The organism is Kitasatospora sp. NEAU-CNBT7 (assembly GCF_057220535.1).
This window is the reverse complement of record NZ_JBXQQB010000040.1, coordinates 31,831-50,568: the sequence shown is the minus strand read 5'-3', so window position 1 is coordinate 50,568 and position 18,738 is coordinate 31,831. Positions and strand designations below refer to the sequence as shown.

General features: G+C 73.8%; 17 protein-coding genes. 15 read left to right on the top strand and 2 right to left on the bottom strand.

Annotation, left to right across the window (positions count from 1 at the left end; translation table 11 throughout):
* Positions 1-41 precede the first annotated feature (41 nt).
* The 7 genes from AC2TEW_RS33845 (at position 42) to AC2TEW_RS33815 (ending at position 7,644) form a co-directional block, all read left to right on the top strand.
* Positions 42-1,484: an aldehyde dehydrogenase family protein gene (locus AC2TEW_RS33845; RefSeq protein ID WP_033824380.1), complete on the top strand. Its 1,443-nt coding sequence runs from the start codon at positions 42-44 to the stop codon at positions 1,482-1,484.
* Between the two features lie 139 nt (positions 1,485-1,623).
* The gene (locus tag AC2TEW_RS33840) at positions 1,624-2,031 is read left to right on the top strand and encodes a hypothetical protein (protein WP_033824379.1); all 408 of its coding nucleotides are present in this window, start codon (positions 1,624-1,626) and stop codon (positions 2,029-2,031) included.
* Between the two features lie 58 nt (positions 2,032-2,089).
* Positions 2,090-3,316: a 1-deoxy-D-xylulose-5-phosphate reductoisomerase gene (dxr, locus tag AC2TEW_RS33835; RefSeq protein WP_484627095.1), complete on the top strand. Its 1,227-nt coding sequence runs from the start codon at positions 2,090-2,092 to the stop codon at positions 3,314-3,316.
* A 43-nt stretch (positions 3,317-3,359) separates the two neighbouring features.
* The gene (locus AC2TEW_RS33830) at positions 3,360-4,664 is read left to right on the top strand and encodes a M50 family metallopeptidase (RefSeq protein WP_484627094.1); all 1,305 of its coding nucleotides are present in this window, start codon (positions 3,360-3,362) and stop codon (positions 4,662-4,664) included.
* A 141-nt stretch (positions 4,665-4,805) separates the two neighbouring features.
* Complete coding sequence (ispG, locus tag AC2TEW_RS33825) at positions 4,806-5,966, top strand: flavodoxin-dependent (E)-4-hydroxy-3-methylbut-2-enyl-diphosphate synthase (protein ID WP_033824378.1); 1,161 nt, start codon at positions 4,806-4,808, stop codon at positions 5,964-5,966.
* A gap of 128 nt (positions 5,967-6,094) precedes the next feature.
* Positions 6,095-6,970 (top strand): GNAT family N-acetyltransferase, encoded by an 876-nt coding sequence (locus AC2TEW_RS33820; protein ID WP_484627111.1) that lies wholly within the window; start codon positions 6,095-6,097, stop codon positions 6,968-6,970.
* A 107-nt stretch (positions 6,971-7,077) separates the two neighbouring features.
* Positions 7,078-7,644 carry a GNAT family N-acetyltransferase gene (locus AC2TEW_RS33815; protein WP_033824377.1) on the top strand — a complete coding sequence of 189 codons (567 nt, stop codon included), beginning with the start codon at positions 7,078-7,080 and terminating at the stop codon, positions 7,642-7,644.
* On the opposite strand, the gene AC2TEW_RS33810 is transcribed toward AC2TEW_RS33815, so the two are convergent.
* Together AC2TEW_RS33810 and AC2TEW_RS33805 are read right to left on the bottom strand one after the other, a co-directional pair.
* Complete coding sequence (locus tag AC2TEW_RS33810) at positions 7,617-8,543, bottom strand: aminoglycoside phosphotransferase family protein (RefSeq protein WP_484627093.1); 927 nt, start codon at positions 8,541-8,543, stop codon at positions 7,617-7,619. The genes AC2TEW_RS33815 and AC2TEW_RS33810 overlap by 28 nt on opposite strands.
* A 116-nt stretch (positions 8,544-8,659) precedes the next feature.
* Positions 8,660-9,814 (bottom strand): ferritin-like domain-containing protein, encoded by a 1,155-nt coding sequence (locus tag AC2TEW_RS33805; RefSeq protein WP_484627092.1) that lies wholly within the window; start codon positions 9,812-9,814, stop codon positions 8,660-8,662.
* Positions 9,815-10,056: 242 nt separating this feature from the next.
* Between AC2TEW_RS33805 and rimP the strand changes: the two genes are divergently transcribed.
* The 8 genes from rimP to truB all read left to right on the top strand — a co-directional run bounded on the left by rimP (position 10,057) and on the right by truB (position 18,515).
* Complete coding sequence (rimP, locus tag AC2TEW_RS33800) at positions 10,057-10,644, top strand: ribosome maturation factor RimP (protein ID WP_484627091.1); 588 nt, start codon at positions 10,057-10,059, stop codon at positions 10,642-10,644.
* A gap of 51 nt (positions 10,645-10,695) precedes the next feature.
* The gene (gene nusA, locus AC2TEW_RS33795; RefSeq protein WP_033822733.1) at positions 10,696-11,694 is read left to right on the top strand and encodes a transcription termination factor NusA; all 999 of its coding nucleotides are present in this window, start codon (positions 10,696-10,698) and stop codon (positions 11,692-11,694) included.
* Between the two features lie 88 nt (positions 11,695-11,782).
* Positions 11,783-12,076 carry a YlxR family protein gene (locus AC2TEW_RS33790; RefSeq protein ID WP_484627110.1) on the top strand — a complete coding sequence of 98 codons (294 nt, stop codon included), beginning with the start codon at positions 11,783-11,785 and terminating at the stop codon, positions 12,074-12,076.
* Positions 12,077-12,262: 186 nt separating this feature from the next.
* A complete protein-coding gene (gene infB / locus AC2TEW_RS33785) occupies positions 12,263-15,382 on the top strand; it encodes a translation initiation factor IF-2 (RefSeq protein ID WP_484627090.1) in 3,120 nt (1,039 codons plus the stop codon).
* A 133-nt stretch (positions 15,383-15,515) separates the two neighbouring features.
* Positions 15,516-15,812, top strand: a complete 297-nt coding sequence (locus AC2TEW_RS33780) for a DUF503 domain-containing protein (protein WP_033819666.1) — start codon at positions 15,516-15,518, stop codon at positions 15,810-15,812.
* 150 nt (positions 15,813-15,962) lie between these two features.
* The gene (gene rbfA, locus AC2TEW_RS33775; RefSeq protein ID WP_359891583.1) at positions 15,963-16,412 is read left to right on the top strand and encodes a 30S ribosome-binding factor RbfA; all 450 of its coding nucleotides are present in this window, start codon (positions 15,963-15,965) and stop codon (positions 16,410-16,412) included.
* A gap of 2 nt (positions 16,413-16,414) precedes the next feature.
* A complete protein-coding gene (locus AC2TEW_RS33770; RefSeq protein ID WP_484627089.1) occupies positions 16,415-17,506 on the top strand; it encodes a DHH family phosphoesterase in 1,092 nt (363 codons plus the stop codon).
* 103 nt (positions 17,507-17,609) lie between these two features.
* Positions 17,610-18,515, top strand: a complete 906-nt coding sequence (gene truB, locus AC2TEW_RS33765) for a tRNA pseudouridine(55) synthase TruB (RefSeq protein ID WP_484627088.1) — start codon at positions 17,610-17,612, stop codon at positions 18,513-18,515.
* Positions 18,516-18,738: the final 223 nt, after the last annotated feature.

The following is an 18,738-nucleotide window of genomic DNA, read 5'->3' as shown; positions in this document are numbered from 1 at the left end:
TCCGTGGAGCCGCAGACGACGAGGAGAGGGCCGGTACGACCGTGACCACCACCCATGAGTTCTGGCTGGCCGGCCGCAAGGCGAGCGGCGACGGGGACTTCGAGGTCCGCCACCCGTACGACGGCAGCCTGGTGGGCAAGGTCAGCGTGCCCACCGACGCCCAGGTGGAGGAGGCCGTCGCGGCCGCCGCCGCTGCCGCCCCGGTCTTCGCCGCCACCCCCGCGCACGTGCGCGCCGCCGCGCTGGACCACGTGTCCAAGCGGCTGGCCGAGCGTACCGAGGAGATCGCCCGCCTGATCACCGCCGAGAACGGCAAGCCGATCAAGTGGGCCCGCGGCGAGGTCGGCCGGGCCGTCTCGGTGTTCCGCTGGGCCGCCGAGGAGGCGCGCCGTACCAACGGCGAGACCATGCGGCTGGACACCGACCCGGGCGGCACCGGCCGGTTCGCGGTGGTGCGCCGCTTCCCGAAGGGCGTCGTGCTCGGCATCGCGCCGTTCAACTTCCCGCTGAACCTGGTGGCCCACAAGGTGGCCCCGGCCATCGCGGTCGGCGCCCCGATCATCCTCAAGCCGGCCCCGGCCACCCCGCTGTCCGCGCTGGTGCTGGGCGAGATCCTGGCCGAGACCGACCTGCCGGCCGGCGCCTGGAGCGTGCTGCCGGTGCCCAACGAGAAGATGCCGGCGCTGGTGCAGGACGAGCGGCTGCCGATCATCTCGTTCACCGGTTCCGACAAGGTCGGCTACCAGATCATGGACTCGGTGCCGCGCAAGCACGTCACCCTGGAGCTCGGCGGCAACGCCGCGGCGATCGTGCTCGCCGACTGGTCGTCGGAGGCCGACCTGGAGTGGGCGGCCACCCGGATCGCCACCTTCGCCAACTACCAGGGCGGCCAGTCCTGCATCTCCGTGCAGCGGGTGATCGCCGACGCGTCGGTGTACGACGCGCTCGCCGAGAAGGTCGTCGCCAAGGTGCAGCAGCAGGTCACCGGTGACCCGTCGGACGACGCCGTGGACGTCGGCCCGCTGGTGGACGAGAACGCCGCCAAGCGCGTCGAGGCCTGGGTCGAGGACGCCGTCGCCAAGGGCGCCAAGGTCCTCACCGGCGGCACCCGCGAGGGCGCGGCGTACGCGCCGACCGTGCTCGCCGAGCTGCCCGCGGACGCGATCCTGGCCTCCGCCGAGGCCTTCGGCCCGGTGCTGTCGCTGCACCGGGTGGAGTCCACCGACGAGGCCTTCGCCGAGGCCAACAACTCCGCCTTCGGCCTGCAGGCCGGCGTCTTCACCCACGACGTGCAGGTCGCCTTCCGCGCCCACCGGGAGCTGGAGGTCGGCGGCGTGGTGATCGGCGACGCCCCCTCGTACCGGGCCGACCAGATGCCGTACGGCGGCGTGAAGGACTCCGGCGTCGGCCGCGAGGGCGTGCGCTACGCGATGGAGGACTTCACCTACGAGCGGGTGCTGGTGCTGACCGGCCTCGACCTCTGATCCGCCGGCTCCGGCCCCTGCGGGCGGAGCCGTCCGATGCCCCGTCACCGCAGGCCGGTGGCGGGGCATCGGCGCGTCTTGACACCCCCGGCACCCCGGCGTAGTCCGGAAGCAGGGGGACGGCGTCAGGAGGGTCGTCATGCTGGGTGATCTGGTGGGTGTGGAGTCGGGCCGTACGACGGTCCAGCGGGTGGTCGCCTCGGACCACGGGCTGCCCCCGGCGGTGGAGACGTCGTTCGAGGCGGACGGGCAGCTGCTCGGCGTACCCGTGCACGACCTGGGCAGCTACACCGCCCGGCTACGGGCCGACGGCACGCTCAGCGGCCTCGGGCAGGGCGTCCTGATGAGCCCGACCGGTGCGCACGCCTCCTGGACGGGGCTGGGGGTCGGCCGGTTCGCCGAGGGCGGCGGTACCAGCTGGCGCGGGGTGATCGTCTACGAGAGCGCCTCGCCCGAGTTCGCGGACCTGCGCGGCGTGGCCGGGGCCTTCGAGTGGGACGTCGAGGCGGACGGCTCCGCGCACGGGAAGCTCTGGGCCTGGAAGTAAGCCCGCGGACGGGGGAGGCGGGGCACGGCGGGTCCGCGGACAGGCCACAATGGTCCGCATGAACTCGCTCGCCCACCCGCAGCTGCGCTTCACTCCGACCGTCCAGGACCCGTCCGGCCCCCGGGAGCTGGTGATCCTCGGCTCCACCGGGTCGATCGGCACCCAGGCCATCGACGTGGTGCTGCGCAACCCGGACCGGTTCAAGGTGGTCGCGCTCTCCGCGGCCGGCGGCCGGGTGGCGCTGCTGGCCGAGCAGGCGCTGCGGCTCGGGGTGCACACGGTGGCGGTCGCCGACGAGGCGGCCGTCCCGGCGCTGCGCGAGGCCCTGGCGGCCGGCGCCGCGGGCCGGCCGCTGCCGGAGATCCTGGCGGGTCCGGAGGCGGCCACCGAGGCGGCCGGGATCGCGTGCCACTCGGTGCTCAACGGCATCACCGGTTCGATCGGCCTGGCCCCGACCCTGGCGGCGCTGCGGGCCGGCCGGGTGCTGGTGCTGGCCAACAAGGAGTCGCTCATCGTCGGCGGCCCGCTGGTGAAGGCGCTGGCGAAGCCCGGCCAGATCGTCCCGGTCGACTCCGAGCACGCCGCGCTGTTCCAGGCGCTGGCCGGCGGCACCCGGGCGGAGGTGCGCAAGCTGGTGGTCACCGCCAGCGGCGGCCCGTTCCGCACCCGGACCCGCGAGCAGCTGGCCGGGGTCACCCCCGCCGAGGCGCTGGCCCACCCGACCTGGGCGATGGGCCCGGTCGTCACGATCAACTCGGCCACCCTGGTGAACAAGGGCCTGGAGGTGATCGAGGCGCACCTGCTGTACGACGTGCCGTTCGACCGGATCGAGGTCGTGGTCCATCCGCAGTCGGTCGTGCACTCGATGGTGGAGTTCTCGGACGGTTCCACGCTGGCCCAGGCGAGCCCGCCGGACATGCGGATGCCGATCGCGCTCGGCATCGGCTGGCCGGACCGGGTCCCGGACGCGGCGCCCGGCTGCGACTGGACCAAGGCCGCGACCTGGGAGTTCTTCCCGCTCGACAACGAGGCCTTCCCCGCCGTCGAGCTGGCCCGCGAGGTGGGTACGCTCGGCGGCACGGCCCCGGCGGTCTTCAACGCGGCCAACGAGGAGTGCGTGGACGCCTTCCTGCAGGGCCGGCTGCCCTTCACCGGGATCGTGGACACTGTGGCCAAGGTGGTCGTGGAGCACGGCACCCCGGCGGGAACTTCCCTGACGGTGGCGGACGTACTCCACGCGGAGGACTGGGCCCGGGCCCGCGCCAGGCAGCTGGCCGCCGGGTGACCGGCCCGGACGGCGAGCGGAGCGGCATGACGGAGGACCGGCAGTGAACAACCTGATGTGGGCGCTGGGGATCCTGATCTTCCTGGTGGGCCTGCTGTTCTCGATCGCCTGGCACGAGCTCGGGCACCTGTCGACGGCCAAGCTGTTCAAGATCCGCGTCCCGCAGTACATGGTCGGCTTCGGGCCGACGGTCTGGTCCCGCAAGAAGGGCGAGACCGAGTACGGCATCAAGGCGATCCCGCTCGGCGGCTACATCCGCATGATCGGGATGTTCCCGCCCGGGGCCGACGGGCGGATAACCAAGCGCAGCAGCTCGCCCTGGCGGACCATGATCGAGGACGCCCGGGAGGCCTCCTACGAGGAGATCCAGGACGGCGACGAGGACCGGATGTTCTACACCCGGAAGCCGTGGAAGCGCGTCATCGTGATGTTCGCCGGGCCGTTCATGAACCTGATCCTGTCGGTCGTGCTGTTCCTGGCGCTGTTCATGGGCATCGGCCAGCAGATCGCGGTGCCCACCGTCGCCACCGTCAACCAGTGCGTGGTCAAGGCCGGCCAGCCGACCGACACCTGCCCGGCCGACGCCCCGCTCTCCCCGGCCAACAAGGCCGGCCTGCGCGGCGGCGACACCGTGCTGTCCTTCGGCGGCGACCGGATCACCACCTACCGCCAGCTGCAGGACGACATCCGCGACTCGGCCGGGCGGACCGTGCCGATCGTGGTGCAGCGCGACGGCCGGCAGGTCGTCCTGCAGGCCGAGATCGCCACCAACACGCTGCCCGCGATGGACAAGGACGGCTTCGCGATCAAGGGGAGGACGGTCGAGGCCGGCTTCCTCGGCATCACCCCGGCGACCGGCGTGCACCATCTGTCGGTCGGCGAGAGCGCCGAGCAGATGGGCAAGATGGCCGAGCACGGCATCGAGTCGCTGGCCGCGCTGCCCGGCAAGATCCCGAGCCTGTGGCACGCGGTCGTCGACGGCACCCCGCGCTCCACCGACGACCCGATCGGCATGGTCGGCGCCGCCCGCCTCGGCGGCGACGTGTTCGCAATGGACCTGCCGGCCACCCAGCAGCTCGCCTTCTTCGTCCAGCTGCTGGCCGGGATCAACCTGTCGCTGTTCCTGTTCAACATGCTGCCGCTGCTGCCGCTGGACGGCGGGCACATCGCGGGCGCGCTGTGGGAGTCGGTGCGCCGCCGGTTCGCCGCGCTGGTGCGCCGGCCGGACCCGGGTCCGTTCGACGTGGCCCGGCTGATGCCGGTGGCCTACGTGGTGGCGGGGATCTTCATCTGCTTCACGGCGCTGGTGATGGTCGCCGACATCGTCAACCCGGTCAGAATCAACTAACTCTTGTCCGAAGCGGCCGAGTGTGCTCCGCCGCTCGGCCGTGGCGTACCTTTGTAACCCGGGCGTGCCCTTCGGCGGCCGCCCGGCGGGGCCAGTCCACCCGGCCCGCTCACCTACCTCGACCTGGGGAACCCTGCGCACATGACCGCGATCTCGCTCGGTATTCCGTCCCTGCCGCTCAAGCCGCTGGCCAAGCGCCGCGTCTCGCGCCAGATCATGGTCGGCAACGTCCCGGTCGGCGGCGACGCCCCGATCTCGGTCCAGTCGATGACCACCACGCTGACCTCCGACATCAACGCCACGCTGCAGCAGATCGCCGAGCTGACGGCCTCCGGCTGCCAGATCGTCCGGGTCGCGGTGCCGTCGCAGGACGACGCCGACGCGCTGCCGATCATCGCCAAGAAGTCCCAGATCCCGGTCATCGCCGACATCCACTTCCAGCCGAAGTACGTGTTCGCCGCGATCGACGCCGGCTGCGCCGCCGTCCGGGTGAACCCCGGCAACATCAAGGCCTTCGACGACAAGGTCGGCGAGATCGCCAAGGCCGCCAAGGCGGCCGGCGTCCCGATCCGGATCGGCGTCAACGCCGGCTCGCTCGACAAGCGCCTGCTGGAGAAGTACGGCCGGGCCACCCCCGAGGCGCTGGTGGAGTCCGCGCTCTGGGAGTGCTCGCTGTTCGAGGAGCACGACTTCCGCGACATCAAGATCTCGGTCAAGCACAACGACCCGGTCGTGATGATCAACGCCTACCGCCAGCTGGCCGCCGCCTGCGACTACCCGCTGCACCTCGGCGTCACCGAGGCCGGCCCGTCCTTCCAGGGCACCATCAAGTCCGCGGTCGCCTTCGGCGCGCTGCTGGCCGAGGGCATCGGCGACACCATCCGGGTCTCGCTCTCCGCCCCGCCGGCCGAGGAGATCAAGGTCGGCAACCAGATCCTGGAGTCGCTGAACCTGCGCCAGCGCGGCCTGGAGATCGTCTCCTGCCCGTCCTGCGGCCGCGCCCAGGTCGACGTCTACAAGCTCGCCGAGGAGGTCACCGCCGGCCTCGAGGGCATGGAGGTGCCGCTGCGCGTCGCGGTCATGGGCTGCGTCGTCAACGGCCCCGGCGAGGCCCGCGAGGCCGACCTCGGCGTCGCCTCCGGCAACGGCAAGGGCCAGATCTTCGTCAAGGGCGAGGTCATCAAGACCGTCCCCGAGTCGAAGATCGTCGAGACCCTGATCGAGGAGGCGCTCAAGCTCGCCGAGCAGATGCAGGCCGACGGCGTCGCCTCCGGTACGCCGACCGTGGTGGCCGCCGACTGAGGTGCCGCCGCACCGTCGTGAACGGGGGCCGTCCGCCCACGGACGGCCCCCGGCCTTGTCTGCGTCCCTCAGGGGAGTAGGGTGCCGCAGAGTTGTCCTGAGAGGTGCCCGTGCTCGATCGAGGTGTGATGCTCCCCGGCCCGTTCCAGGTCGCCCGGGCCCTGTCGGCCACCCGCGTGCTGGAGACCAGCGACGTCGCGGACGCGCTGGAGATCCTCCACCGCGACCCGGTGGCCAACGCCTTCGTCGCGACCCGGGTCGAGGCCGTGGGCCTCGACCCCTGGCGGCTCGGCGGCGAGATGTGGGGCTGGTCCGGCGAGGACGGCCGCCTGGAGTCGCTGTGCTACGCCGGCGCCAACCTGGTCCCGGTCAACGCCGGCCCCGAGGCCGTCCGGGCGTTCGCCGAACGGGCCCGCCGGCAGGGCCGGCGCTGCTCCTCGATCGTCGGCCCTGCCGACGCCACCGCCACCCTGTGGGCGCTGCTCGAACGCAGCTGGGGACCGGCCCGTGAGGTCCGCGGCCACCAGCCGCTGATGGCCACCGAGACGCCCGCCACCGAGGTCGCCCCCGACCCGCTGGTGCGGCGGGTGGGCCGGGGCGAGGTGGAGGACCTGATGCCGGCCTGCGTGGCGATGTTCACCGAGGAGGTCGGGATCTCCCCGCTGGCCGGCGACGGCGGCCTGCTCTACCAGGCCCGGGTGGCCGAACTGATCGCCGCCGGGCGCTCGTTCGCCCGCTTCGACGACGACGGCCGGGTGGTCTTCAAGGCCGAGATCGGCGCCGTCACGGCCGGCGCCTGCCAGATCCAGGGCGTCTGGGTGGCCCCCGAGTACCGCGGCCGCGGCCTGTCCGAGACCGGTATGGCGGCGGTGGTGGAGATCGCCCTGCGCGAGGTCGCGCCGACCGTCTCGCTGTACGTCAACGACTACAACGTGCGGGCCCGGGCGGCGTACCGCCGGGTCGGCTTCCGCGAGGTCGGCGCCTTCATGAGCGTGCTGTTCTGAGGTGGGGACCGCTGCGCGGGCGCACCACCCGCCGGTCCGCGGCCGGGTACGGCACCGGATCGCCCGATGATCGCCCGGGACCCGGGCGAAGTAGTAACGTCCGGGGCATGACGCAGCTGACCGAGGTGACGATCGAGGCCATCGATCTGGCCGCGTGGGCGCCGGCGGCGCTGGAGGTGCAGGCGGTCGCCTTCGGGCTCGGACCGGCCGAGGTCGCGGTCCGGCTGCCGCTGGTGGGCCGGCACGCCCTCCAGCCGGGGGTGCTGGCGCTCGGCGCGATGTCCGGCGGACGGCTGGTGGGCTTCGGCTACGGCATGCCCAACCACCGCGAGCACTGGTGGAGCACGGTGATCCAGCCGTACCTGGAGGCGGCCGGCCACGCGGACTGGCTGGACGGCGTGTTCGCGATCACCGAACTGCACGTGCTGCCCGAGTTCCAGGGCCGCGGGGTGGGCAGTTCACTGATCCGCACGCTCTGCGAGCGCTCCGGCCTGGACCGCTCGATCCTCTCGGCGATCGACGAGGAGACCCCGGCCCGGCGGCTCTACCGCGCCCTCGGCTACCGGGACCTGGCCCGGGCGGTGCGCTTCCCGAACACCCTGCGCCCGTACGCCGTGATGGGTGCCCCGCTGCCGCTGCGCCCGCGTCACAGCCAGGACGCGAACTCCAGGTAGAGCTCGGCCTGTTCGCCCGCGCCGGTGGACAGGTGCCACAGGCCCGCCTCGACCGTGCGGAACAGCGTCCAGCCACGCAGCCGCTCGTGGTCCACCTCGACCGCGTCGGCGAGCTGCTGCAGGCGGCGGCGCAGCGCGCCGCGCGGGCCGGGGGAGCCGGCCAGGGTGTCCAGCCGGTCGCGGGCCAGCCGGGCGAGGTCGTAGGCGCGCTCGCCGACCAGCGGGCGCGGGTCGATCGCGAGCCACGGTGCGCGGTCGGCGGCGAGCACGTTGCCGTGGTGGAAGTCGCCGTGCAGCAGCAGGTGTTCGGGCTGGTCGGCGGCGAGCGCGGCGGCCGTCTCCAGCGCCTCGTCGACCAGGGGGAGGGCGTCGGCGGCGCCGGGCAGCGCGCGGTGCTCGCGGACCAGTGCGGACAGCTCGGCCACCCGCTCGGCGAGCGGGGTGAACGGATGGTCCTCGCCCGGCTCCACCCACAGCCGCTGGAGCAGTCCGGCCGCCTCCAGCATCGCCTTCGCCTCGGCCAGCGAGCGCAGCGGGATGTCGCCGTGCAGCCGCTCCAACAGCAGGACGCCCTGGTCCGGTTCGGCCGCCAGCAGCAGGACGGCGCCGCGGCCGGCCCAGCGGGTGAGCGCGGCGTGCTCCTGGGCGGTCTCCCGGTTGACCACGCCGATCTTGAGGACGGCGGGGGCGAGGTCGTCGGACCGGTGCACGTAGCCGACCAGGCTGATCCGGCCGCCGGGCTCGCAGATCCGCTCCAGCACCAGTCCCCGGCGGTCGAGTTGCTCGGCGAACCGGCCGGGCAGGCCGGCCAGCCAGTCGAGGCCGGCGCCGCCCTCCCAGAGCCGGACGGTCTGGGTCAGCCGCTCGGGGACGGCGATCTGCCCCGGTTGTGCCGTCATGACGGCCTTTCGGTCGTTCCGGTCCCCTTTGGGCGTGCCCGCCCATTGTCGGCCATCGGGCGGTCCGAGCCGCTCAGGCGCTCGGTGGTGCCGCTGTGTCCGGCGGCGGAGCGGGCTCAGTGGCCGGGGGAGGAGGCCGCGCCGCCCGGGCCGCCGCTCGCGCCCGCGGCGGCGCCCGGCGCGGGCAGGCCGGGCAGGGCCGGCGGCTGCGCGCCCCAGTGCAGGGCGCGCAGCGCGCTCTCGCGCAGCGCGTCGGCGGCCTGCAGGCGGACCGGTCCGGTGCCCGCGCCGGCCAGCTCGGCGTAGACGGTGGTCAGCCGGGTCTCGATGTGCGCGGCCAGCTGGCCGGCGGTGGCCGGGTCCTTGACCGCGAAGGGCAGCCGGTAGCCGGCCGCGGCGGGGGTGGGGCCGGTGCCGGACGCGCGCAGCAGCCGCTCCCAGCCGTCCCGTCTGGCCTGGTGCGCGACGTAGTCGAGGCGGCCGTCCTCGCGCTGCTTGCCGACCGGCAGGAACGCGCAGACCACCCCGTAGCCGTACACGGCGGCGTGCTCGGCGGCCAGCGCGGACTGGGTGCCGGCCGCGGCGGCGGTGGGCAGCGGTGACGGCTTGGCGCTCGCCGACGGCGCCGGGGCGCCGGTCGCGCCGCCGCTCGCGGTGGAGGTGGCGCCGGCGGTGCCCGGGGCGGCCGGGGAGGGGGCGGTCGCGGCCGGGGTGCCGACCGGGCCGGTGTCGCCGAGCCGGGCCGCGTGGACGGCGCCGGAGGCGGAGACCGAGGCCAGCAGCCCGGCCAGGGCGGGGGAGGCGGCCGGCAGGTCGGTGAGCCGCTCGGCCGCGGTGCGCCGCTCGGCGGCGGCCAGCGCGGCCACGGTGGTGACGGCGCCGCCGGACGCGGCCGGGGCGGTGGCCGGGGCGGTGGCCGGGGTGCCGGCCGGGGCGGAGGCCGAGGGCTGCGCGGACCCGGTGGCCTGCGCGGAGCCGGAGGGCTGGGCGGGGAGGCCCTGGGCGAGGGCGGTCCGGTGCTGGGAGACCTCCTCGCGCAGCTGCCGCAGCAGCGCCCCCTGGGTGCCGGCGGCGGCTCCGGCGAGCACCGCGTCGTACCCGGCCAGCAGCGCGTCGGTGGCGGCCACCGCCTTGGTGCGCAGGGGCAGGTCCTGGTCGGGCCGCTGCCCGTCCGGGTGGTCGCCGTCGTGCTCGTCGGTGCATCCGCTGAGCACGGCGGCGCCCGAGAGCGCGCCGAGGACGAGGAACGTCCGGCGGGTGGGGGACGGCATCGGGTGGGCTCCCGTCGGGTCGAGCGGGAGTTCTGGTGTCCCCCTGCTGCGTGAATCATTACCGGACCCTCACGACTCCGAGCCCGGAGGGACGCTATCCGTCCACTGTGACCTTCCTCGCAGCGGGGTCGGCCGAGTGGCCCACGGCCAGGTCGGAATCGGCGTTTCGGGGGTCGGCCCGATAGGCTCTGCTCTCGGTTAGCACCTACGACAACAGCAGACGCGCCCGAGGAGTCATTCGGATGAGCACCACCCAGACCGACCGGTTGCGCGCGCTGCTGGAGCCCCTGGCCGCGGAGGCCGGGCTCGACCTCGAAGCCGTCGTCGTCACCCAGGCCGGCAGCCGCCGCCAGGTGCAGATCGACGTGGACGCCGACGGCGGCGTCGACCTGGACACCATCGCCGAGTTCAGCCGCGAGGTGGGCCGGGTGCTGGACGACTCCGACCTGATGGGCGAGACGCCCTACCTGCTGGAGGTCGGCTCCCCGGGTGCCGAGCGCCCGCTCCACGAGCCCCGCCACTGGCGCCGGGCCGAGGGCCGGCTGGCCAAGGTGCACCTGGCGGACGGCAAGGAGATCGTCGCCCGGGTGCTGGAGAGCGACGAGGACGGCGTGCTGGTCGAGGTGCAGCCGGTCAAGGGCCGCGGCCGCCCCAAGGAGCGCCGCCTGGCCTGGGCCGAGATCGACCGGGCCCGGGTCCAGGTCGAGTTCAACCGCAAGGACGAGGAGCTGCTGGACGCGGCCCCCGACCTGGTCGGCGACGACGACGCCGACGACGAGGACTTCGTGGACGACGCCTCCGAGGGGGCGGACGAGGGTGCGGACCGGTAGTCGCCGGTCGGATCGCACCGTGAACCTGATGAGTGAAGAGGAGGCGTAGCCGTGGACATCGACATGAGCGCCCTGCGTGGGCTGGTTACCGAGAAGGGCGTTCCGTTCGACCTGCTGGTCGAGTCGATCGAGTCGGCGCTTCTCATCGCGTACCACCGCACCGAGGGCTCCCGCCGCCGGGCGCGGGTCGAGCTGAACCGCAAGACCGGGCACGTGACCGTGTGGGCGCTGGAGGACCCGGCGGAGCTGGACGAGGGCGTGGAGCCGAAGGAGTTCGACGACACCCCGAGCGGTTTCGGCCGGATCGCCGCGTCCACCGCCAAGCAGGTGATCCTGCAGCGGCTGCGCGACGCGGCGGACGACCAGACCTTCGGCGAGTACGCGGGCAAGGAGGGCGACATCGTCACCGGTGTCGTCCAGCAGGGCAACGACCCCAAGAACATCCTGGTCGACATCGGCAAGCTGGAGGCCATCCTGCCCCCGCAGGAGCAGGTCCCCGGTGAGGACTACCGGCACGGCACCCGGCTGAAGTGCTATGTGGTGGGCGTGCGCCGCGGTGTCCGCGGGCCGTCCGTGACCCTGTCGCGGACCCACCCGAGCCTGGTCAAGCGGCTGTTCGCGCTGGAGGTGCCGGAGATCGCCGACGGTTCGGTGGAGATCGCGGCGATCGCCCGCGAGGCCGGCCACCGCACCAAGATCGCGGTCTGGTCCCGCCGGGCCGGCCTGAACGCCAAGGGCGCCTGCATCGGCCCGATGGGCGGCCGGGTGCGCAACGTGATGGCCGAGCTGCACGGCGAGAAGATCGACATCGTGGACTGGTCCGAGGACCCGGCCGAGATGGTCGCCGCCGCGCTGTCCCCCGCACGGGTGACCAAGGTGGAGATCGTGGACCTCGCCCAGCGCTCCGCCCGGGTGATCGTCCCGGACTACCAGCTGTCGCTGGCGATCGGCAAGGAAGGGCAGAACGCCCGCCTGGCCGCCCGCCTCACCGGCTGGCGGATCGACATCCGTCCGGACACCGAGGTGCCCGCCGAGGACGGCCGGGAATAGTCCCCCGCCGCCCGCCGTTGTGCACCCGAGCCCCCCGCCGCCGGTTGGCGGGGCGGCGTCATGTCCCTTCGGAGGGGTAGACTTGATTCTGTCTGGCCGGACGCATGTCCGAGCATGCCCGGAACGCACCTGCGTGGGCTGCCGCAAGCGAGCGGCCAAGCATGAGCTGTTGCGTGTCGTTGCGGTCGAGGGCGTGTGCGTCCCCGATCCGCGCGGCACACTGCCGGGCCGGGGTGCGCATCTGCACCCCGAGCCGGGCTGCCTCGACCTCGCGGTTCGCCGCCGGGCGTTCCCCAGGGCCTTCCGGCTCCAGGGGCCGCTCGACACCGACGCACTGCGGGCATGTGTCGAGGACCGGGCGGGCGGTTCGCCGACGCCTTGAGAAGACAGATCACCAGCAGGACGCACACAGCGCACGGCGGCGGCACGCCGTGCGTCACGTCAGGTACCTCGCGAGATGGAAGTAGGTCGAGATTGCGATGAGCACTCGATGAGTACGCGATGAGTACGCCCATGAAGTAGCGACAGTCCGGCGGACGACCACCCCGGACTCATAGACAGGAGTGAAGTGGCTAAGGTCCGGGTATACGAGCTCGCCAAGGAACTTGGCTTGGAGAGCAAGGCCGTGATGGCCAAGCTCACCGAGCTCGGTGAGTTCGTCCGTTCGGCGTCCTCGACGATCGAGGCGCCGGTCGTGCGCAAGTTGACTGACGCTCTGGGAGCGACGCCGCCGTCCGGTGGCGCGTCCGCCAAGCCTGGCCCGCGGAAGCCCGCGGCGCCCCAGCCCGCCGCCGGCGCCTCCGCGCCGCGTCCGGGTGCCCCCACCCCCGGCCCGCGGCCCACCGCGACGCCGGGTCCCCGTCCCACCCCCGCGGCCGCCGCCCCGGCGCCGGCCGCCCCCGCCAAGCCCGCAGGCGCCCCGGCCCCCGGCCCGCGCCCGGCTGCCCGTCCGGCTGCGCCGGCTCCGGCCGCCGCTGCGGCTCCGGCGGCCCCGGCCGCTCCCGCGGCCGAGTTCTCCTCCCCGGCCCCGGCCGGCGGCGAGGCCGCTCCGGCGGCCCGTCCGGCCGCCGCGCGTCCGGCCAACCCCGCGGCCCGTCCGGGCCCGCGTCCGGCCGGCCCGCGTCCGGGGAACAACCCGTTCACGTCCAGCAACACCGGTATGGCCCGTCCCGGCGCCCCGCGCCCGGCCGGCCAGGGCGGCGGCGACCGTCCGCGCCCCGGTGGCGACCGTCCGGCCCGTCCGGGCCAGGGTGGCGCCCCGGGTGCCGGCGAGCGTCCGCGTCCGACCGGTGACCGTCCGGCCCGTCCGGGCCAGGGCGGCCCCGGTGGCGCCCCGCGTCCCGGCGGCGACCGTCCGCGTCCCGCGGCCGGCCCCGGTGGCGCCCCGCGTCCCGGCGGCGGTGCCCCGCGTCCCGACGGCATGCCCCGTCCGGCCGGCCCGCGTCCGGGTGCTCCCAGCCCGTCCGGCATGCCGCGCCCGAACCCGGGCATGATGCCGCAGCGTCCGGCCGGTCCCGGCCCGCGTCCGGGCCCGCGCCCGGGTGGCGGCCCCGGCGCCCGTCCCGGTGCGCCCGGCGCCGGTGGCGCCCGTCCCGGTTTCGCCGGCCGTCCGGCCGGTCCGGGCTCGCGTCCGGCCGGTGGCGGCGGCGGCTTCGGCGGCCCCCGTCCCGGTGGCGGCGGCGGTGGCGGCTTCGGTGGCGGCGGTGGCCGTCCCGGTGGCTTCGGCGGCCGTCCCGGCGGCCCGGGTGCCCGTGGTGGCACGCAGGGTGCGTTCGGCCGTGGCCCCGGTGGCCGTCCGGCCCGTGGTCGCAAGTCGAAGCGGGCGAAGCGCCAGGAGTACGAGGCCATGCAGGCCCCGTCCGTCGGCGGTGTGATGCTGCCCCGCGGCAACGGGCAGACCGTCCGCCTGTCGCGCGGTGCCTCGCTGACGGACTTCGCGGAGAAGATCAACGCCAACCCGGCGGCGCTCGTCTCGGTGATGTTCAACCTCGGTGAGATGGTGACCGCGACCCAGTCGGTCTCGGACGCCACCCTCGAGCTGCTGGCCGGCGAGATGGGCTTCGTGCTCGAGATCGTCAGCCGCGACGACGAGGACCGCGAGCTGCTGGAGTCGTTCGACATCGACTTCGGTGCCGACGAGGGCGACGACGAGATGCTCGTCGCGCGCCCGCCGGTGGTCACCGTCATGGGTCACGTCGACCACGGTAAGACCCGCCTGCTGGACGCCATCCGCAAGACCAACGTGGTGGCCGGCGAGGCCGGTGGCATCACCCAGCACATCGGTGCCTACCAGGTCACCGCGACGGTGAACGACGAAGAGCGTCCGATCACCTTCCTCGACACCCCGGGTCACGAGGCGTTCTCCGCCATGCGTGCCCGTGGTGCCAAGTCCACCGACATCGCGATCCTGGTGGTCGCGGCCAACGACGGCGTCATGCCGCAGACGGTCGAGGCGCTCAACCACGCCAAGGCCGCCGGTGTGCCGATCGTGGTCGCGGTCAACAAGATCGACGTCGAGGGCGCCGACCCGACCAAGGTCCGCGGCCAGCTGACCGAGTTCGGTCTGGTGGCCGAGGAGTACGGCGGCGACACCATGTTCGTCGACATCTCCGCGCGCCAGGGTCTGAACATCGACCAACTGCTCGAGGCCGTGGTCCTGACCGCGGACGCCTCGCTCGACCTGCGGGCCAACCCGGAGCAGGACGCGCAGGGCATCGCGATCGAGGCCCACCTCGACAAGGGCCGCGGTGCCATGGCGACCCTGCTCGTGCAGCGCGGAACGCTGCGCGTCGGCGACTCGATCGTGGTCGGCGACGCCTACGGCCGCGTCCGCGCCATGCTGGACGAGAACGGCAACAGCATCGCCGAGGCGGGCCCGTCCCGTCCGGTCCTGCTGCTCGGTCTCACCTCGGTGCCCCGCGCCGGCGACAGCTTCATCGTCGTCGACGAGGACCGCACGGCCCGCCAGATCGCCGAGAAGCGTGCCGCCCGCGACCGCAACGCGTCCTTCGCGCAGCGCCGCGTCCGGGTCTCGCTCGAAGGCTTCGAGGCGGCCCTGCTGGCCGGCAGCATCGAGAAGCTCAACCTCATCATCAAGGGTGACGTCTCCGGTTCGGTGGAAGCCCTCGAGGACGCCCTCGTCAAGCTGGACGTGGGCGAGGAGGTCGAGCTCCGGATCCTGCACCGCGGTGTGGGTGCCATCACCGAGTCCGACGTGGACCTGGCGATGGGCTCGGACGCCATCATCATCGGCTTCAACGTGCGCGCCGAGGGGCGTGCCCGTACCGCGGCCGAGCGCGAGGGCGTCGACATCCGGTACTACTCGGTCATCTACCAGGCGATCGAGGAGATCGAGGCGGCCCTCAAGGGCATGCTCAAGCCGGAGTACGAGGAGGTCCGCCTCGGTTCGGCGGAGATCCGCGAGGTGTTCCGTTCCTCCAAGTTCGGCAACATCGCCGGTGTCCTCGTCCGCGAGGGCGTCATCCGACGCAACACCAAGGCCCGCCTGCTGCGCGACGGCAAGGTCGTGGCGGAGAACCTCAACATCGAGGGTCTGCGCCGCTTCAAGGACGACGCGACCGAGGTCCGCGAGGGCTTCGAGGCCGGTGTGACCCTCGGGTCGTTCAACGACATCAAGGTCGAGGACGTCATCGAGACCTACGAGATGCGCGAGAAGCCGCGCGCCTAGTCGGTGTCGGCCGGGGCCGTTCGGCGGGGGTGAATTCCCGTCGACCGGCCCCGGTCTCGCTGTGTAGGGTCCACGTACGTCCGCCCTCCGGGGTGGTTGCTACGAGGCCTTCAGGTCGGCGAGACCTGTCCACATGTTCGTTGGAACACTCACTTTCGACCTGCTCCTCGGCGACGTCCACTCGCTGAAGGAGAAGCGTTCGATCGTGCGGCCCATCGTGGCCGAACTGCAGCGCAAGTACAGCGTGTGCGCTGCCGAGACCGGGAACCAGGAGCTGCACCGCAGGGCCGAGATCGGCCTGGCGGTGGTGTCCGGCGAAGCCGGGTACGTGACCGAGATCCTGGACAGCTGTGAGCGGCTCGTCGCCGGCCGCCCCGAAGTGCAGCTGCTCTCCGCGAGGAGACGGTTCCACAACAGCGACGATGACTGAGAGCGGCGACGGTGGTGCCCAGGCGCCACCGTCACAGAGCCGAGGACCGAGAGCGCCCACAAGGCTGGGCGCGGGCAGGTACGTTGGGGCATGGGCCCCACCCGGGCGAGTGTTCTCCCGGATACCGAGCCCACCGCACGAGGAGGCAACGTGACCGACACCGCAAGGGCGCGCAAGCTCGCCGACCGCATCCAGGTGGTGGTGGCCGAGACCCTGCAGCGCCGGATCAAGGACCCCCGCCTGGGCTACGTGACCATCACGGACGCCCGGGTCACCGGGGACCTGCGCGAGGCCACCGTCTTCTACACCGTCTACGGTGACGAGACGGAGCGCCAGGCCAGCGCCGCGGCGCTGGAGAGCGCCAAGGGCGTGCTGCGCTCCGAGGTCGGCAAGCAGACCGGGGTGCGCTTCACCCCGACGCTCACCTTCGTGGCCGACGCGCTGCCGGACAACGCCAAGAACATCGACGACCTGCTCGACCGGGCCCGGCAGTCCGACGCGGCGGTGCGCACCGCCGCCGCCGGCGCCAGCTACGCCGGGGACGCCGACCCGTACCGGGTGCCGGGCTCCGAGCAGGACGACGCGGACGAGGACGAGTAGTCATGGCCGGCGAGCCGGCAGCGGCCGGCGACATCACGGGGGCGGCCTCCACCAGCACGGTGGAGGGCGCCCTCGCGGTGCTTCCCGGCCCGCGGGCGGAGCAGCCGGGCCTGGAGCACGAGTGGCAGCGCGCCGTCGCGGCCATCGTCCGGGCCCCGGTGATCGACCTGATCTGCCACATCAACCCGGACGGTGACGCACTGGGCTCCGCGCTGGCGGCCGGTCTCGCGCTGCGCTCGCTCGGCCACCAGGTGCGGGTCTCCTTCGGCGACGACCCGCAGGTGATCCCGCAGTCGCTGTCCTTCCTGCCCGGCCAGGAGCTGCTGGTGCCGGCCGCCGAGGTGCCGGACGTGCCGGAGCTGGTGGTCTGCTTCGACGTCGCCGCCGAGAGCCGGCTCGGGCTGCTGCACGACAAGGCCTTCGCCGCGCCGGTGCTGGTGGTCATCGACCACCACGCCTCCAACCCGGGCTTCGGCACCCACCGGCTGATCGACCCGGCCGCACCGGCCACCGCCGTCCTGGTCGACGAACTGCTGCGCCGCCTCGGCGTACCGCTCGACCAGCAGCTGGCGACCTGCCTGTACACCGGCGTCGCCACCGACACCGGCTCGTTCCGGTACGCCGCCACCACCCCCGCCACCCACGAGCTGGCCGGCCGGCTGCTGGCCACCGGGATCCGCCACGACGAGATCTCCCGGCAGCTGTGGGACACCTCCTCGTTCGGCTACCTCAAGGTGCTCGCCGCGGCCCTGGACCGGGCCCGCTACGAGCCCGAGCAGGCCGGCGGCCGCGGCCTGGTGTGGACCTGGGTCCCGTACCAGGACCTGGTGCTGTACAGCGTCACGGTGGAGGAGCTGGAGGGCCTGATCGACGTCGTGCGGCGGGCCGCCGAGGCCGAGGTCGCGCTGGTGCTCAAGCAGGACCCGGACGGCACCCTGCGCGGCTCCAGCCGTTCCCGGGGCGGGGTGGACGTCGCCGCCGCCTGCGCCGAGCTGGGCGGCGGCGGGCACGTGTACGCCGCCGGGTTCGCGGTGCGCGAGGACGTGGCGGCCGCCGTGGACCGCTTCCGGGCGGCGCTGGACCGTACGTCGTAGCCCGGCCGGAGCCGGAGCCGCCGCGGTGGCCGCAGCCGCCGCCCGGCCGCCCGCACCCCCCCATCCGTCACCCGCACATCCGCCACCGCACAGAGAAGAACCGATGAAGCGCAAGGGAACCGGCCCGGACGGCCTGGTCATCGTCGACAAGCCGGAGGGCATCACCTCGCACGGGGTGGTCGCCAAGATGCGGTGGCTGGCCGGCACCAGGAAGGTCGGCCACGCCGGCACGCTCGACCCGATGGCCACCGGTGTGCTGGTGATCGGGGTGGAGCGGGCCACCCGGCTGCTCGGGCACCTGATGCTCACCGCCAAGACCTACGAGGCCACCATCCGGCTCGGCCAGACCACCGTCACGGACGACCGGGAGGGCGAGGTCACCGCCTCCTCATCGGCCGAGGCGGTGACCCGGGAGGCGATCGACGCCGGGATCGCGGCCCTGACCGGCGAGATCATGCAGGTCCCGTCCAAGGTCAGTGCGATCAAGATCGACGGCAAGCGGTCCTACGCGCGGGTCCGCGAGGGCGAGGACTTCGAACTCGCCGCCCGGCCCACCACCGTGCACTCCTTCACCGTGCACGGGCAGCGGACGGCGCTCGCCGAGGACGGCACCCCGGTGATCGACCTGGACGTCACCGTCGAGTGCTCCTCCGGCACCTACATCCGGGCGCTCGCCCGCGACCTGGGCGAGGGCCTCGGGGTCGGCGGCCACCTCACCGCGCTGCGGCGCACCCGGGTCGGCCCGTACGGCGTGGAGTCGGCCCGCACGCTGGAGCAGCTGGAGGAGAAGCTGGAGGTGCTGCCGATCGCGGACGCCGCCGACGCCGCCTTCCCGCGCTGGGACATCGACGCCGACCAGGCCCGGCTGCTGTCCAACGGCATGAAGCTCGCCGCCCCCGGCCTCGGGGTGGACGGTCCGATCGCGGTCTTCGACCCGGACGGGCGGTTCCTGGCCCTGGTGGAGGAGAAGGGCGGCAGCGCCCGCCCGGTCGCCGTCTTCGTCGGCTGACCCCCACTCGGTACCTACCCGGCCCCCCTCCGTACCCGGCCCATGTGACGGCCGCCGCCCGCTCCCGGGCGGCGGCCGTCGGCGTACGGGGTGGCGGCCCGTCGGCGTACGGGCGGCGGCCCGTCGGCGTACGGGGCGGCGGTGGAGCTGGTGGGCGCGGCGGGTGGGGCGTGGGTGGGGCCGGAGCGGGGCGCGGTGGGGGAGGGTGCGTCCGGATCCGTCC

Coding starts and splice junctions, on each gene's coding strand:
- AC2TEW_RS33840 (WP_033824379.1), top strand. CDS start 1,624: ATGCTGGGTGATCTGGTGGGTGTGGAGTCGGGCCGTACGACGGTCCAG.
- dxr (WP_484627095.1), top strand. CDS start 2,090: ATGAACTCGCTCGCCCACCCGCAGCTGCGCTTCACTCCGACCGTCCAG.
- ispG (WP_033824378.1), top strand. CDS start 4,806: ATGACCGCGATCTCGCTCGGTATTCCGTCCCTGCCGCTCAAGCCGCTG.
- AC2TEW_RS33820 (WP_484627111.1), top strand. CDS start 6,095: ATGCTCCCCGGCCCGTTCCAGGTCGCCCGGGCCCTGTCGGCCACCCGC.
- AC2TEW_RS33815 (WP_033824377.1), top strand. CDS start 7,078: ATGACGCAGCTGACCGAGGTGACGATCGAGGCCATCGATCTGGCCGCG.
- AC2TEW_RS33810 (WP_484627093.1), bottom strand. CDS start 8,543: ATGACGGCACAACCGGGGCAGATCGCCGTCCCCGAGCGGCTGACCCAG.
- AC2TEW_RS33805 (WP_484627092.1), bottom strand. CDS start 9,814: ATGCCGTCCCCCACCCGCCGGACGTTCCTCGTCCTCGGCGCGCTCTCG.
- rimP (WP_484627091.1), top strand. CDS start 10,057: ATGAGCACCACCCAGACCGACCGGTTGCGCGCGCTGCTGGAGCCCCTG.
- AC2TEW_RS33780 (WP_033819666.1), top strand. CDS start 15,516: ATGTTCGTTGGAACACTCACTTTCGACCTGCTCCTCGGCGACGTCCAC.
- AC2TEW_RS33770 (WP_484627089.1), top strand. CDS start 16,415: ATGGCCGGCGAGCCGGCAGCGGCCGGCGACATCACGGGGGCGGCCTCC.
- truB (WP_484627088.1), top strand. CDS start 17,610: ATGAAGCGCAAGGGAACCGGCCCGGACGGCCTGGTCATCGTCGACAAG.